The organism is uncultured Bacteroides sp. (assembly GCF_958445495.1).
Taxonomy (GTDB): Bacteria; Bacteroidota; Bacteroidia; order Bacteroidales; family Bacteroidaceae; genus Bacteroides.
The window spans coordinates 16,042-30,955 of sequence record NZ_CAUCSQ010000033.1; the positions used below are offsets into that span (position 1 = coordinate 16,042).

At 47.4% G+C, this 14,914-nt stretch carries 13 protein-coding genes and 1 pseudogene; 5 read left to right on the forward strand and 9 right to left on the reverse strand.

The genetic code is table 11. The annotated features are described in order from the left end of the window. Positions 1 to 8: 8 nt before the first annotated feature. Complete coding sequence (locus Q5076_RS11810; protein ID WP_303013520.1) at positions 9 to 1,955, forward strand: heavy metal translocating P-type ATPase; 1,947 nt, start codon at positions 9 to 11, stop codon at positions 1,953 to 1,955. Positions 1,956 to 1,960: 5 nt separating this feature from the next. Continuing rightward, a complete protein-coding gene (locus Q5076_RS11815; RefSeq protein ID WP_303013522.1) occupies positions 1,961 to 2,407 on the forward strand; it encodes a Fur family transcriptional regulator in 447 nt (148 codons plus the stop codon). A gap of 65 nt (positions 2,408 to 2,472) precedes the next feature. Here Q5076_RS11815 and Q5076_RS11820 read toward each other — a convergent pair whose 3' ends face one another. Continuing rightward, positions 2,473 to 3,474 (reverse strand): malate dehydrogenase, encoded by a 1,002-nt coding sequence (locus tag Q5076_RS11820; RefSeq protein WP_303013524.1) that lies wholly within the window; start codon positions 3,472 to 3,474, stop codon positions 2,473 to 2,475. Between the two features lie 188 nt (positions 3,475 to 3,662). Between Q5076_RS11820 and Q5076_RS11825 the strand changes: the two genes are divergently transcribed. The 3 genes and pseudogenes from Q5076_RS11825 to Q5076_RS11835 form a co-directional block, all read left to right on the forward strand. Continuing rightward, positions 3,663 to 4,502 (forward strand): S1 RNA-binding domain-containing protein, encoded by an 840-nt coding sequence (locus Q5076_RS11825; protein ID WP_303013527.1) that lies wholly within the window; start codon positions 3,663 to 3,665, stop codon positions 4,500 to 4,502. 115 nt (positions 4,503 to 4,617) lie between these two features. Continuing rightward, on the forward strand, positions 4,618 to 5,289 hold the full coding sequence (locus Q5076_RS11830) for a DUF4476 domain-containing protein (protein ID WP_303013529.1): 672 nt from the start codon (positions 4,618 to 4,620) through the stop codon (positions 5,287 to 5,289). 92 nt (positions 5,290 to 5,381) lie between these two features. Further along, positions 5,382 to 6,056 (forward strand): annotated as a pseudogene (locus tag Q5076_RS11835) (hypothetical protein); the annotation flags it as partial. A 327-nt stretch (positions 6,057 to 6,383) separates the two neighbouring features. Here the strand turns inward: Q5076_RS11835 and msrB are convergent. Genes msrB through Q5076_RS11875 form a run of 8 tightly spaced genes read right to left on the reverse strand, consistent with a single transcriptional unit; the run spans position 6,384 to position 14,889 of the window. Beyond that, a complete protein-coding gene (msrB, locus tag Q5076_RS11840; protein WP_303013531.1) occupies positions 6,384 to 7,355 on the reverse strand; it encodes a peptide-methionine (R)-S-oxide reductase MsrB in 972 nt (323 codons plus the stop codon). Positions 7,356 to 7,405: 50 nt separating this feature from the next. Further along, positions 7,406 to 8,878 carry a hypothetical protein gene (locus Q5076_RS11845; protein ID WP_303013534.1) on the reverse strand — a complete coding sequence of 491 codons (1,473 nt, stop codon included), beginning with the start codon at positions 8,876 to 8,878 and terminating at the stop codon, positions 7,406 to 7,408. 13 nt (positions 8,879 to 8,891) lie between these two features. Then, positions 8,892 to 9,755, reverse strand: coding sequence for a DUF4384 domain-containing protein (locus Q5076_RS11850; RefSeq protein WP_303013536.1), 864 nt, complete (start codon positions 9,753 to 9,755; stop codon positions 8,892 to 8,894). 15 nt (positions 9,756 to 9,770) lie between these two features. Further along, a complete protein-coding gene (locus tag Q5076_RS11855; RefSeq protein WP_303013538.1) occupies positions 9,771 to 10,445 on the reverse strand; it encodes a hypothetical protein in 675 nt (224 codons plus the stop codon). Between the two features lie 34 nt (positions 10,446 to 10,479). Then, positions 10,480 to 11,331, reverse strand: a complete 852-nt coding sequence (locus tag Q5076_RS11860) for a fimbrillin family protein (RefSeq protein ID WP_303013541.1) — start codon at positions 11,329 to 11,331, stop codon at positions 10,480 to 10,482. A 28-nt stretch (positions 11,332 to 11,359) separates the two neighbouring features. Next, entirely contained in the window at positions 11,360 to 12,940 is a 1,581-nt protein-coding gene (locus Q5076_RS11865; RefSeq protein WP_303013544.1) for a fimbrillin family protein, read from the reverse strand. A gap of 12 nt (positions 12,941 to 12,952) precedes the next feature. Next, positions 12,953 to 14,101 (reverse strand): fimbrillin family protein, encoded by a 1,149-nt coding sequence (locus Q5076_RS11870; RefSeq protein ID WP_303013546.1) that lies wholly within the window; start codon positions 14,099 to 14,101, stop codon positions 12,953 to 12,955. 23 nt (positions 14,102 to 14,124) lie between these two features. Next, the gene (locus Q5076_RS11875; RefSeq protein WP_303013548.1) at positions 14,125 to 14,889 is read right to left on the reverse strand and encodes a carboxypeptidase regulatory-like domain-containing protein; all 765 of its coding nucleotides are present in this window, start codon (positions 14,887 to 14,889) and stop codon (positions 14,125 to 14,127) included. Positions 14,890 to 14,914 lie beyond the last annotated feature (25 nt).

A 14,914-nucleotide genomic window follows, 5' to 3' on the forward strand; every position in this document is an offset into this window, starting at 1 on the left:
GAATGAATATGGGACATTGTTGTTGCGGTGCGCATTCATGCACGACGGAAAATAGTAGGAATGAGAAAACTTCGGCATTTCACGAATATTGGAAAGCAGGGCTTTCATTTATACTCCTGGCAGGAGGCATTATAATGAATGCGTTGGATTCGGCTCTTTTTCATGAAAGGTATGTTGCGCTAGTGTGGTATATCCTGGCCTATCTTCCGGTTGGGATACCTGTCATGCGGGAGGCTTGGGAGAGCATGCGGGAAAAAGATTTCTTCAGTGAGTTTACGTTGATGATTGTCGCTACGCTCGGAGCCTTTTATATCGGCGAGTATCCGGAAGGGGTCGCCGTGATGCTGTTTTATACGATAGGAGAACTATTCCAGGATAAGGCGGTGGACCGGGCGAAGCGCAATATCGGCTCTTTGCTGGATGTAAGGCCGGAAAGGGCATCGGTGTTGCGGGAGGGTAAGCTCGTTTCGGAAACTCCCCAGAATGTCAGGGTTGGAGAAGTGATTGAAATAAAAGCCGGCGGACGGGTCCCTCTCGATGGGGTGATGTTGAATGAGTCGGCAGCTTTCAATACGGCTGCGCTGACTGGTGAGAGCGTTCCCCGCAACATTGCAAAAGGGGAAGAAGTGCTGGCCGGCATGATTGTAACGGATAAAGTGGTCCGTATAAAAGTGGAAAGGCCGTTTGACAAGAGCGCGCTTGCCCGGATATTGGAACTGGTCCAGAACGCTTCGGAACGGAAAGCGCCGGCAGAGTTGTTTATTCGTAAGTTCGCCCGTATCTATACGCCTGCCGTCATAGCTTTGGCGGTATTGATAGTGCTGATTCCGTTGGGTTATTCGTTCGTTACTCCCCAATTTACGTTCGTGTTTGACGACTGGCTTTACAGAGCTTTGGTTTTTCTGGTGATTTCATGCCCGTGCGCTTTGGTGGTGAGCATTCCATTAGGGTATTTTGGAGGTATCGGAGCAGCTTCGCGGTTGGGAATCCTGTTTAAAGGCGGCAACTATCTGGATGCCATTACCAAAATCAATACGGTTGTGTTTGATAAAACGGGGACGCTTACCCAAGGAACCTTTAAGGTACGGGATTGTAAATGTGCAGCCGGTATCCGGAAAGAAGAGCTGGTGAAAATGATTGCTTCGGTGGAGAATAACAGTACACACCCGATAGCTAAAGCCATTGCAGATTATGCGGAACAACAGAATATAAAACAGGTTCCTGCCACTGATACTAAAGAATTGGCAGGTTTGGGATTGCAGGCTGTGGTGGAGGAGACACCGGTGTTGGCAGGTAATTGCCGGTTGCTTTCTAAATCGGGTATAGCGTATCCGGCAGAATTGTCGGAGATTGCCGATACGGTGGTGGTTTGCGCAATCGGTAACAGCTATGCGGGTTATCTGCTGTTGGCGGATGCATTGAAGGAAGATGCGAAAACGGCTGTTGACCGCTTAAAGGCATTAAATATTGAAAACATTCAGATATTATCCGGCGATAAACAGAGTATTGTTACTAACTTTGCGGAAAAGCTGGGTATCCCGGAGGCTTATGGAGATTTGCTGCCGGACGGGAAGGTAAAACATCTGGAGGAGTTGAGGCAGAACGGGAAGAACCGGATAGCCTTTGTCGGTGACGGGATGAATGATGCGCCTGTGCTTGCGTTGAGCCATGTCGGTATCGCTATGGGAGGATTGGGCAGTGATGCCGCAATCGAGACGGCTGATGTGGTGATACAGACAGACCAGCCTTCAAAGGTGGCTGATGCCGTGAAAGTAGGAAAGCTGACGCGCCGGATTATCTGGCAGAATGTTTCATTGGCGTTCGGAGTGAAGTTGCTCGTGCTTGTTTTAGGAGCCGGCGGCATAGCTACGCTTTGGGAAGCGGTCTTTGCCGATGTGGGTGTGGCGTTGCTTGCCATCATGAACGCCATCAGAATACAGAAGATGATAAAATAAAAGATATGGAAGAGAATGTTTATTTGGACAAGTTGGCGAGAAGGGATATCAAGCCGACGGCAATAAGACTTCTCATATTAAAAAATATGATGGAAGCCGGGCGGGCTGTGTCATTGCTGGATTTGGAAATCTTGCTGGATACGGTTGATAAATCGACCATATCCAGAACAATCGCCCTTTTTTTATCCCATCACCTTATACATAGCATAGACGACGGCAGCGGTTCGTTGAAATATGCGGTGTGCGATAACTCCTGCAACTGCGTGATACAAGACTTGCATTCGCATTTTTATTGTGAGGAGTGCCATAAGACTTTTTGCCTGGAGGGTACGCACATACCGGTTATCGACCTGCCCGAAGGATTTACCCTGCATAGCATCAATTATGTCCTTAAAGGAGTCTGTCCGGAATGTGCGCATTCAAAAGGCAGATGTAAAGGATGTGTAAAATAAAAAAGCCCGGAACCTGGGAATGATAAAGAAATCATCAGGTTCCGGGCTTTTGCCGGTATGCTTGCTTAATGGATGTTCGGGTTCAATGCATGCCAGTCTTTGATGGCAGGGATAATTCCCATTTCAATAACCTCGTCGCGGAGCTTGCATAAATGTTCGTAGCTCTTCTCAAGTTCGGCTTGTTCTGCCGGCGTTCCTGCCACTTCTTTGTAAGCGATTCCGTTTTTAGTAATTGAAGTTTCCATTGCCATCATGATGTGGTTGAACTTGCCGTTGGAAACATACGTCCCGGCAGGCCAGCGGAAAGCCTGTCCGCCCATAGCGGCGGCAATCATCTCGATGGAGAGGTAAGCCGGGCTTTGGAAAGAAGAACGGCCGCGCAGGTCGATGATGTGTTTACCGCCCTGGATGACACGTACTTTCAGCTCTTCCCATTCATTTAGCGGAAGACGTGTGGTGCCGATGAAGTCTGTCAGAGGTTCTCCTTTTATTTTAGTCGTGGAAGCGAATACCGCCATTTGTTCGCCGTGGCCGCCGTAAGTACGGCAGTTTTGGATTTCGGAAGCGGGGATGTGGAAAAATTTCACCAGTTCGTTTTGCAAACGGGTACTGTCTAATGCCGCCAATGTGGAAACCTGGGACGGTTTCAGGCCGGAATACAATAATGTAACCAGGCCGGTAATATCGGCAGGGTTGAAAATAACAACGATATGTTTTACGTCCGGGCAATATTGACGGACGTCTTTGCCGAACTGGGCGGCGATTTCGGCATTTCCTTTCAGCAGGTCTTCGCGGGTCATGCCGGCTTTACGGGCCGCACCGCCGGAAGAAACGATATAGGACGCTCCCGTCAACGCTTCTTTTATATCGGAAGTATAAGTCAGGTTGACACCCTCGAAGGCGCAGTGGTACAGCTCTTCCGCCACTCCTTCCAGAGCGGGGGCGAACGGGTCGTACAGGCAAATATTCGGAGTGAGTTTCATCATCATGGCAGTTTGTGCCATATTGGAGCCAATCATTCCGGCGGCTCCCACAATTGTAAGTTTCTCGTTTGTTAAGAATTCCATAAAGCTATATGTTTAAAGGTGAATAATCATTTTCTTTTGTCGCTACAAAGATAACACCTTAATCGTTAGTTTGTTCATTGAAAAAAGTTTTGTTCGATAACGAAAAGTTATACCGGCTTGATAGAAGGTTCTGTTTAAAATCGATTATCTTTGTCCCTTATAAGCAATAAATAAAGTGTAAACAGAATATGAGCATCGAATTAGGAAAGTTCAATCAGCTTGAGGTGGTGAAAGAGGTGGATTTCGGTATGTATCTTGACGGAGGGGAAGAAGGTGAAATCCTATTGCCTGCCCGGTATGTGCCGGAAAATTGCAGGGTAGGGGATATTTTGAATGTGTTTCTTTATCTGGATATGGATGAGAGACTGATTGCCACCACGCTCACCCCGTTGGTGCAGGTCGGACAGTTCGCTTGCCTGGAAGTTGCGTGGGTAAATCAGTTCGGCGCCTTTCTGAACTGGGGGTTGATGAAAGACTTGTTTGTTCCTTTCAGGGAGCAGAAGATGAAGATGCAGGTCGGACGGAAGTATGTGATTCATGCGCATTTGGATGAGGAAAGTTACCGCATTGTAGCTTCGGCAAAAGTGGAGCGTTACCTGTCGAAAGAAAAACCGGAGTATGTTCCGGGGGATGAAGTGGATATCCTCGTCTGGCAGAAGACGGATTTGGGATTTAAGGCGATTATAGACAATACATACAGCGGTTTGCTTTATGAGAACGAAATCTTCTGTACCTTGGAGGCAGGAATGGAGAAGAAGGCTTTTGTCAAACAAGTGCGTGAAGACGGCAAGGTAGACCTGATTCTTCAGAAACCGGGTTTTGAGAAGATTGATGATTTCTCAGGAAAACTGCTTGACTATATCAAGGAACATGGCGGGCGAATCGGACTGAATGATAAAAGCCCTGCGGAAGAAATTTATAATACGTTTGGCGTCAGCAAGAAGACTTTCAAGAAAGGAGTGGGCGACTTATACAAGAAACGTCTGGTTACTTTGCATACGGACGGCATCTCTTTGGCGGATTCCTGAATGAAATAGGGATTTCCCTATATATGAATAGAGAGAATCATTGGGGCGGGGAGTTTCCTTGCCCTATTTTTGTGCTGTCGGATGAAAGATATAAACCGTAAAAAATGGATAAGTTATGCGTAGGATTATAATAAGCTTCTGTATATTGTTCAGCGTTCTTTCTTTGAAAGCGCAGTCCGTCAACGGAATCCGTATTGACGGCGGGAATGTCCCGATTCTCGTTTATTTGGGAGGAACCCGGGTCTGTTTACCCGCTACAGCCTGTTTCATTGCCAACCTGAATCCCGGATATTATACCGTTGAAGTGTTTGCCACCCGTTTTACCTCTCCGGGAGAGCGCGTCTGGAAAGGCGGAAAGTTGTATAGCGAACGTATTTATTTTAACGGGAACGGAGTAAAGGATATTGTTGTCGGCGGGAGCGACGATGGCGTACGTCCGGGCAAACCCGGCGGACAGGGAGCGCACCGTCCCGACTATAACCGTCGCGGTAAAGTGATGAACGAACAGCTTTTCAAGGCGTTTTATGATAATATGAAGAAAGAACCCTTTAAAGATGAGCGTATGGCGTTGCTGAACGCGGCATTGGCAGGTTCTGACTTTACGTCCGACCAATGTCTGAGATTGACGAAACTCTATACTTTCGACGACGACCGGATGGAGATTATGAAGATGATGTATCCCCGGATTGTTGATAAAGAAGCCTTTTTTACAGTGGTTTCCACGTTGACGTTCTCTTCCAATAAGGACGAAATGTATAAGTTCGTGCGGAATTATAGCAGGCGCTGACAATGTTTGCCAGGCTCGGAACAGGTGTCTGCCGGGAAATGCCGCCGGGTAAACAAATCCGCCGGGTGAATAAATAATCGGAGGACTGGATTATGAAACGAATATTATTTTTTCTCTTTGCTATCGGATGGGCTGCCGGCACGACGGCAATGGCCGGAATAAGCGGCGGCAAGATACGCAGGGATGCCCGTTTTCTTACCGATAAGATGGCGTATGAGTTGGGATTGAGTACTCGGCAATACAATGATGCGTATGAAATTAATTACGATTTTATTTATTCTGTCCGTAATGTGGCGGATTATGTGGCGCGTGGGTACGAGTGGGCGTTGGACGATTATTATGAAGCGCTGGACATTCGGAATGACGAGCTTCGCTGGGTGCTGAGCGATGCGCAGTACCGTCGTTTTCTGAATACGGATTATTTCTGCCGTCCGGTTTATGTGACCGGAGGAAAATGGAGTTTCCGGGTTTACGTGCATTATCCGAATCGCAACTTATTCTATTTCGGAGTACCTTATCATTATCGGACCTATTGCGGCGCACATTATCGCCCGCATATCCGCCATGTCAGTTTCTATCGGGACAGATATGATTTCAGGCATTATCCTGCGCCGTATCGGGTAAGGGAACAACGGGCGTTTCATTCTTATCGCCGTTCGGATTTCGGTTCAGTCCGTTTCCGTCCGAACTCTTCGGCGCGGCCGCATGGCGTTCCGAGGCGTCCGGGGGAAGTAAGGCGTCCGGACCCGTCCCGGCGTCCGGGCAACGGTCCGGTTGACAGAAACAATACGCCTGTTCGGAATACGGTCTCCGGTAGGCAGAAAGAACGGCATCCGTCTTCCGAGAGGGCAAGAAGCAACAGTAGACGGAGCCCTTCTTCCCATTCTTCGGAAAGGGCGGGTAGCGCAAGAAGATAACCTATTCCTTTATTATTTATATCATTGCTCCTTAATTGCAGGAGAACTAGACTCCGGTTTTCACCGACTAGACTGTTCGGGTGTTCACCCGTAATTTCGATGAAGGCTGCCCCATGAAAAATGGGGCAGCCTTGTTTCTGTATTGCAAGTTGAAACGTATATGCCGTTTGAAAAAAGTTACTTGACAAGCGGAAGATAGTCGCCGTATCCTTGTTCCTGCATTTCCTCTTTCGGAATGAAGCGGAGTGAGGCGCTGTTGATGCAATACCTCAATCCGCCTTTGTCTTTAGGGCCATCTGTAAAGACATGTCCCAGATGGGCGTCTCCGGTTTTGCTGCGTACTTCCGTACGTTCCATTCCGTAAGAGGTGTCTTTCTTTTCTGTAAGTAAGTCTTTCCGGAGCGGTTTGGAGAAACTGGGCCATCCGCAGCCGGAATCGAATTTATCCGTGGAGACAAACAGAGGTTCTCCGGTTGTGATATCTACATAGATGCCTGGACGGTACTCGTTCCAGTATTCATTGTGGAAAGCAGGTTCGGTCGCATTCTTTTGAGTTACGGCATACTGCTCCGCCGATAATTTCTTGCGCAAATCCGCGTCGTCCGGTTTCTGATATTTATTTCCCTTTGCATCATTGGCTTTGCGTGCCATTGCGAATAAAGACGGGTCGATGTGGCAATACCCGTTGGGATTTTTGTCGAGATAATCCTGATGATAAGCTTCTGCCGGATAGAAATTTGCCAGAGGTTTCACTTCTATCGCGATAGGGTGGTGATATTGGGTCGCCAATGTCCGGACAGCCTGTTTGATAACGGGAAGGTCTTTCTCGTCCGTATAGTAGATACCTGTCCTGTACTGTGTCCCCCGGTCGTTTCCCTGACGGTTGAGACTGGTCGGGTCGATTGTCCGGAAGTATAGGGAGAGTAATAAATCCAGGCTTAACGTCTTGGGGTCATAAGTGACTTTTACCGTTTCCGCCGCATCGGTTTTGCCCGAACACACCTGTGCGTAACTTGGGTTGGCGATGTTGCTGTTCGCATATCCCGCCTGTGTGCTTTCCACTCCTCTGATTTGTTTCAGGAAGTGCTCTGTTCCCCAGAAACACCCCCCTGCAAGATAGATTTCCGCTGCAATAATTAAATGTTTCATATTCCTGTTTTTTTATAATAACGGATGAGGCGGCGGATATGTTTTAAGATTCAGTAAAGTATCACTTCCGGTTGTATCGCAGACAAGTCTTGGGGACACCATCCCACCGGAGCGTAACCGCTGCATGTCGGTTCGCAGTAGGTGTATTTTTTACGGTTGATTATCAGTGTTTGCCCTCCGGCTTTTTCACGGAAACAAACCGCTGTCGCCAAATGCCCGGGGTAATACAACAGTACGGTATCCAAATGCAATAAGTCCCGGACGAGCGTTGAGAATAAAATAGCCCTGTCTTCACAATCACTGTACGGATAATAAAGAGTTTCGTCTGCAAAGAAAGGGCGGTCGCCTCCCCAGATTTCGTCATCATAACCGTAAGTCAGCGCCGTTTGTACGAAACAGATGAGGATATTGGCGGCTTCCTGTTCGCTTTTTCCGTTTATGGCGGTTTGTAGAACAGGATACAGCTTTTCTTTGATTGGACGGGAAATCGGTGTCCGGGCATAAAAACGCCATTTGGTAGTACCGTTATTGTTGACGTAAGACTGCGGATAAGTATTGTAGAAATCTATCAGGTTTTTATTGAACTCCAACGTGGCCGTTAAAGGATACTCCCCTTGGGATTGTAAGGTACGTGGCGGCAGAGGGGCTTCATCGAACAGTTGTTCCCTGCCTACTTCCAAAGATAACTGTTGCTCTCCGGGGTAAGGGTTGGCGTAAATATAAAGCCCGTCTTCCCGGTAACGGAGCGCATAAAAATGTTTTCCGCCTATATCGAAGAAACTCATGTTGTAAATGATGTGCCGGCTTGCCACCAATGCATAGAGCTTGCCGCTTTTCGAGCGTCCCAATCTTGTCTGGTAACCGGACTGGTGAAACAGGAAAGCTTGTAATAAAACAGCTTCCGGAGTATTGTCGCCCAGAAAGTCGTTAGCCAACTGTTCCAATACGGACAGGTAAGCCCAGTCACATAATTGGTGACGTTTGCGTATGGTCAGGCAGTCTATGAGCAGGTTGTTGTAAGTATTGCCGGACAATGTTTCCCAGGCGTCCGCCACATCTGCCTCTTGAGTGCTTCGCAGGGTAAAACGTTGGCTTCCGTCAAGGCGTACTTGCATGTCGGTCCCGTAACAGCGGAAATGAAACAGTCCGCCGGATAAAGGAGTTTCGGGAATCGGAGCGACAGGAACAGGCTGCTCAATCGGTTGCGGGATGTTGGCAATGCTTCTGTAAGGAGTGATTTTTTCTTTTAGAGGCTGCCCTTTTTCCAATACGGGAGGAACGGGGGCGGGCATCGGCGGGTCCGGTTGTATAGGCATCGGCAATCCCTTTTTCGCCTGATACCATGTCCACGCCTTCCGCATGAATGCTGCATAATCCCGGTTGGCTTTTTGACGGAAGTCGGCATATTCGGTCTGTTTCTGTTTCTGAAAAGCCTCGTATTGTTCCCTGAATGTATCGTTCTGTTGAGCGATGCTGCAAGTCCCGAAAAAAAGAACGGGCAGTAAAGAAAGCAGATGCTTCATGAAAATATATCGGTTATTGTTTTATTTCAATATCTATTTTTTTTACTCCCATTCTCTCGTCACGCTTCCTGCATTTGGAGAGCCATTCGGCAAACTTTTCGTAGCTCAGTTCCCTGGGGAGCGACGAATCCTGCCGGCTGTCTATGGCTTTCGTAAAAGGATTGGGAGAAAAAATAACATAAACCTGATTGTATTCAACCGCATCTTTGCAGGTGAGGGTGTATTCATCAACGAGAGAGGCGGATTCCCTGGCAGACCGGGGAGAGAAGAACACATACTTTTCCCCCTGTTTTACAGGCTGTTGCCCGTCATTGTCCTGTTGGTACGGGAGCAGGCAATAGGCTGTGGACGACTGGTCTATCAGGTAAACGGCTATGTAGCCGTCTGCAGGCGCCTGAAAAGCGAGGAACATATCGTCTCCGTTGCGGAAGCTGGTATCTGCAAACTTCTCTTCCACACCGTTGCGGAGTATCAATGCCGTGAAATCTGCGGCTTTGTTGGTGACGGACCGGGCTTTTCCGCACACCGTACATTTGACAACCAGCATGTTTTGTTCATAGCTGATTTGATATTCCGGTTCCTCCAGGTTTTCTATCCATTCGCCTTTTACCTCACTGCTGCTGAGCGAGAAGAAATGGCTGTCTGTTTTTCCGTTTTCATTTTTCATCATGCTGGCGTTGCTCTGTGAGACGATAGTTCCGAATTCGTCAGCCAGCGCCTGGAGTTTGGCACGTTCCAATGCGATAAGCTTGGCCTGTTCCAATGTCTTGTCCGCCGGAGCATAGTAAATATATTCCCCACAAACCTTTTCCGTCTTTTGAGCGGAAAGGGTAAGTGGGAGAAGAATTAAAAATAACAAAGAAGCGTATATCCTCATCTGTCACAAATTTGATTACCACTTCAGGAGGTTGTCCAGTTGTCCTTGCATTTTATCCCCCTGTTTCTCCAGGTCTTTCCGGATGGCTGTCTTAGCGGCTTCTTTTGCCATGCCGCTGTTGTAGGCTATGCGTACCAATACTTCCTTGTTCTTGTTGGACAGGGTACGGTACACTTCCATAACGGTAATGACCCGGCCGATGCTTTGCGAGATAAGGTTCTTGCTTGCCATGACGCTTTTACTTACGGTGGCGGCTTCCTCCGCGGAAAGCTGCTGGTTGGCTACTTGGTTTTCCACCAGTGCCGTTATCTCCGTTTGTATTTGTCCCGCCAGATTTTGTTTGGCAAGTTCGAGCGCCTGCATTTTGGCTCCGTCATAGTTTTGGCCGATACTCATCGCTTCCCCCATCAGGTATTTCGGATAGCCCGATTCGTCGTATTCATACTGCATGGTATATGACTTGTCAAGCTGTTTATCCATGGGAAGAGCTCCTGGAGCAGTTCCCCAACCTTCTTTCTTTAACTTTTTAGCCTCTTTCCGGGCGGCTTTTGACGCTTTCTCATTGAGCTCCGAACGTGAAAGCTTGGCGTTCTCTTTCCTTTCTTTCGCCAGGTCTTTGGCAGACTGGGCGTAAAGGTTTCCTGCCGTCAAGGCCAGGAAAGCAATGCATAACGTGATTATTTTCTTCATGGTCGTTTCTTTTTAGTGAATATCCGTATTAAGTTTATGTGTGCGACTGTTTCCTGCTGATAGTCACAGGATAGGTATATTGTTGCCCTTTCTCCCATACGGTGGCCGGCAATGTGATTATATAGATTCCGTCGTCAACGGTCAATGCCAGCTCCACCGTGTTGTCGCTGATTTGTGCCGGAATAACCAGGAAGTCTATTTTTTCCTCTTTGTTACTGTTCAGCTCGTAGTCGCCGGTCAGGGTGATAGCGGCGTCTTCATTCGTTTTGGGAGTGATTTCACCGGTCCGGATATCCATGGTTCCCGATGTGGCGATGACAGTGTTGTTGGAAGTGTTGCGGAGGATTATTTTACTTAAAATACCCTTTCCGGCATCAGTTTCCTCTTTTTTTATAAGGAAAGTCACGCGGGCCAATGCATGGTTGAAGGTGATGTTTGCCTCCGGATATGCGGCATCAGCCTCTCCCTGTCCGTAAAGGTAGTCTATCTGTCCTTTGATGGTTTTGTGATAATTCGGCATGATGTTCACATTGACGGTAGCGGGAGCCTGATTGGAAGATGAATAAGGATAATAAGCATAAATGGCCGCTTTTTGTTCTGTCAGGAATAATTCCGGGTCAATGTTCCATTGGTTGTCTCCCACGTACATTCCCGTCATGTTCATGCTTTCTTTGCTGTATGCCGTTCCTTCTTCGTTCAGGGCGAAAATACCTATCTCGTCTTCGTAAGAAAAATTTTCGGTTTCTATAACCGCACGGGTGGATGATATGGCGGTTTTTATTTTTAATGAACTGCTTCCCGGAATAATTTCTTCATTGTTCCCGCTGCAGGAAGAAGCGGTTATCGCACTTGCGCAAAGCAGTAAAGACATTATTTTAGTATTCATGAGTTTCATCTTTATACGTTTTTTATCATTAAAATGTACTGGCGGCCCTGACGGGAAATTGATTCTGCTTTTCGGAACTGTGTTCAGGTTCAGAATTGTACCATATTGCCGCTTCTTTCGAATTTATTTCCGTTGAAGACCAGTAATTCGTTCCCATAGCGGTGAACCAGTCATTGTCCACATTGTAGATAATCTTCTCGTTGCAAAGCAATTCCAACAGCTTCAGTTCTCCGGCTGCGGGCAGATACCAGCTTCCGGCCGCCCTGCCTTCCGTTTCGTAAGTGTAGCATGCGTAAGCGGCAGGATAACTCTCTTTGCAGATAGCCAGCGTATTCTTCTGTCCGTTGAAATCTTGCCATGCTTCTTTTTCCGGAACATACCATTGGGTAATCATACCCATACTGTTGATGGTCGTGGTATGCATATCGTCCGAGACCTGATAATTCTGGATAGCGGTTATGTCGCCGTCTTCTTTGGCCCAGATATAACTGATGTCACTCACATCTTTCAAGGCAATAATCCTTCCGTGTTTGGAATGCCTCAATGTCCGGTTGATGTTGCCGTCTTTTTCGTCGGTCAGGGCGAACACGTAGCCGATGGGAGTCTTTTCCGGATAATATTTGGATGAATAAGTACCGTCGCTGTAATAGATGTCGCCGATGGAAGCGCCGGCGTAGTTCTCGTCCCCGATATCCAATCCTCCTTGGTCCGTATTCACCCAAGGAGTAATTAATGCCTGGCTGATAATCAGTTTGGCATTCTGGATGGTGACGGTATAAGTGTATTGTCGTCCTGACAGCCATTGGGTAGTCGGTAACGGGGCGGAAATGGAACTGCCGTCCGCAAGCCGGACAGTAAGCCGGGTTTCTTCGCCCGTTTCCATCGGAATAGCCAGATATTCGACGGTTGTTCCGGAGGATACGATTGAAGAATTATCCGGTTTTGCCGTAATGATGGCGGTCCCTTTCGGAGAAATGATAGGCTGTTCTTCCGGATTAACCTTTAAAACCAGGTGGGCTTTTTCGTAAACTCCGGACAATTCCGCGTAATCAACCGCGTATTCTTTGGTGTTGTCTTCCGCTTTCTTGATGATGAAAGTAATGCGGGAAAGAGCATGTTTGAATAAAAGGCTGGCTTTGGGATTGTCTATGTTTGCGTATGTCAGGTGATTTTCCGAATCGGCGCTGTAACCATAGAGGTAATCAGTCTGGGACTCGACATCCACCGGTATTTCTCCTTTCAGGTAATTGATGTCTTTATATGCCGGATTGTACGGATAATAGGCATAAACAGGTACATCTATACTTGGCGGCAAGTATATTTTATTCGTCAGCGTATAACTGCTTCCGTCATAAGTTACTTGATTATTCATACCGTTTTCAAGCGCCTCGTCATTGTTCCCTTTCAAGGCGAAAATGCCGAATGTGGCTCCTTTGGGTAAAGTAGTGCCTGTAATGATAGAGCGTGTTTTTGTCACATTTACGTCTACCTCCAGCGGAACCCGGCCGTTGCGGACGGTTGGAAGCGTTTCGTTTTCGTTGTTGCACGATACGGCGAATGCCATGCAACCCGCCATCGCAGCAATCCGTATCATTTGATAACTTTTCATTGCGTTCTTTTTTTAGTTATTAACTGTAATATCTCCTGCATGGTGGTTGGTCCAGTCTTCCACCCTTACGCTGCCGACGGTAAGCTCATTTTCGTTGACAGTGACCGGATAAGTATATTGTTTTCCGGCGTCCCATTGGGCTGCATCCATATTTACGGAAAAATAGTGCCCGCTGATGTTCAGAGACAGCGTGACGTTGCCTGTACCGAAATGTACGGGGATGGTGTATATTTCGATATTCTGCGTGTTGCCGACAGCAATGTCGCTTTTCCTGTCTATGCCTTCTCCCGAATCGTAGTCGGTGATTTTCCCGTTTAGGATGTCGAACCAGCCTTGGTATGGCAATACTTCCCCGTTGAGGCTGACAACAGTAATCGGAGCCGTGCTTCCGTTAGTAATGGTAAGTATGACCTTGGCTAATATATGCTTCATGGCAATGCCGACGTTGGGATTGGCAGCAGTGATTTCGTTACTGTATCCGTACAGGTAGTCGGTGTTTTCATTCTTGACATCTATGAGGATTTCCAGATTTTCGGCGTATTCATCATTGTATGGAGCGTACGCATACAGCCGCAGAGGATTTGATTCGTTCGCTTCTATCTCGTAAGGCAGTTGCCATGCGCCTCCGTTGTTCTGAACTTTCTTGTTGTGGTATTTGTAGTTTCCGTATGGAATATCGCCCTGCATCAGGAATGTTCCGATTTCGGAAGGAAGTTCTCCGCTTGTTCCGGAACCGTCCCAGGAAGTTAATGTCACTCCGTTTATTCCGATAGTACCGCTGGTGGTGAATGTTTGTATCTCTCCCCGCGTCTCGCTTCTTCCGTCTGAGATGCACAGTGTGTAATAGTAGGTCGTGCTGCGTTCCAGTTCGGTGAAGGTGGCGGAATAAGCTCCTCCATTGTTATAGCTGGCATCTACTTTCAGAGCATTGCTCAAATCGGGTGAGGTGGAAAGCAGAAAGTAGCAGGAATAATAAGAGGAGCCCGGATTGCTTCCCAAGTGAACTGATACCGTTGCCGAATGTGCAGTGATGTGGGAGATGTCGCTGTCGCCCGTAATTGAAGGAGCAGGGTTGTAATAAGGATCTGTCAGTTCCTCACATCCGAATAGCACCAGACATGCGCTTAACGCCATTCCTATTATATATCGTATTTTTTTCATTATCGTCTAATTTTTATTTTCAGTTAAAAATAAAGTCCTACACCTACGTTGCCTGCTATGATTCCATGTTCCAAGGCCGGGAGTATGCCTGCATTGACAAACATCTTCTTTACCTGTACCATCAGGCCCGCATCGAATATGAGGTTGCCGAAATAGTCCGGGTCGAAATCCGCATAGTTGCCGTTGTGAAGTTCCCAATAGTTGTTTCTTTCTGCAAATCCCGCACCTGCATACAAGTGAATCGGGCATCCCAGGCGAACCATGAAACCGGCGGTTGCCGACCAGAAACCGGCTTTTGCCTTGCCGGTAGTCCAGTATTTGTCGTGGTAGTCGTCAATATATCCTTCCCTGTGTTTGGGTCTGCCATAGATTCCTTTTACATACCAGCCGACATATTTCACCCGGCCTACCATCAGTCCGAATGAAGGGTTGGACGCATTATTCTTGGGAAATGCCGCCTGCAAACCGATCATCCAACTGTATTTGTCGGGTTTCCGGGTCCACCAGTTCTCTTTGAATAGTTTTATTTGCAGGGGAGCTACGGAGATGACCCTCGGACGCATACCGCCGTAATACACTTTTATTTTGTCAATAGGTTTGTCGCTTTCCAGCTTAAACGTACCGTCCATTTCGGAAAGTGTACTTTCCACTCCTCCCTTTACTTCTACTTTCGCTCCCGGAAGGGGAGTACCTTTTTTGTCCGTTACCGTACCTGTGACAGTATTTTGAGCGGACAAATGCAGACTTCCTATGTAAAGGAAAAGACTTAATACTAATAGATTTCTCATTTGTTCTATGTTTTATTATGATAAA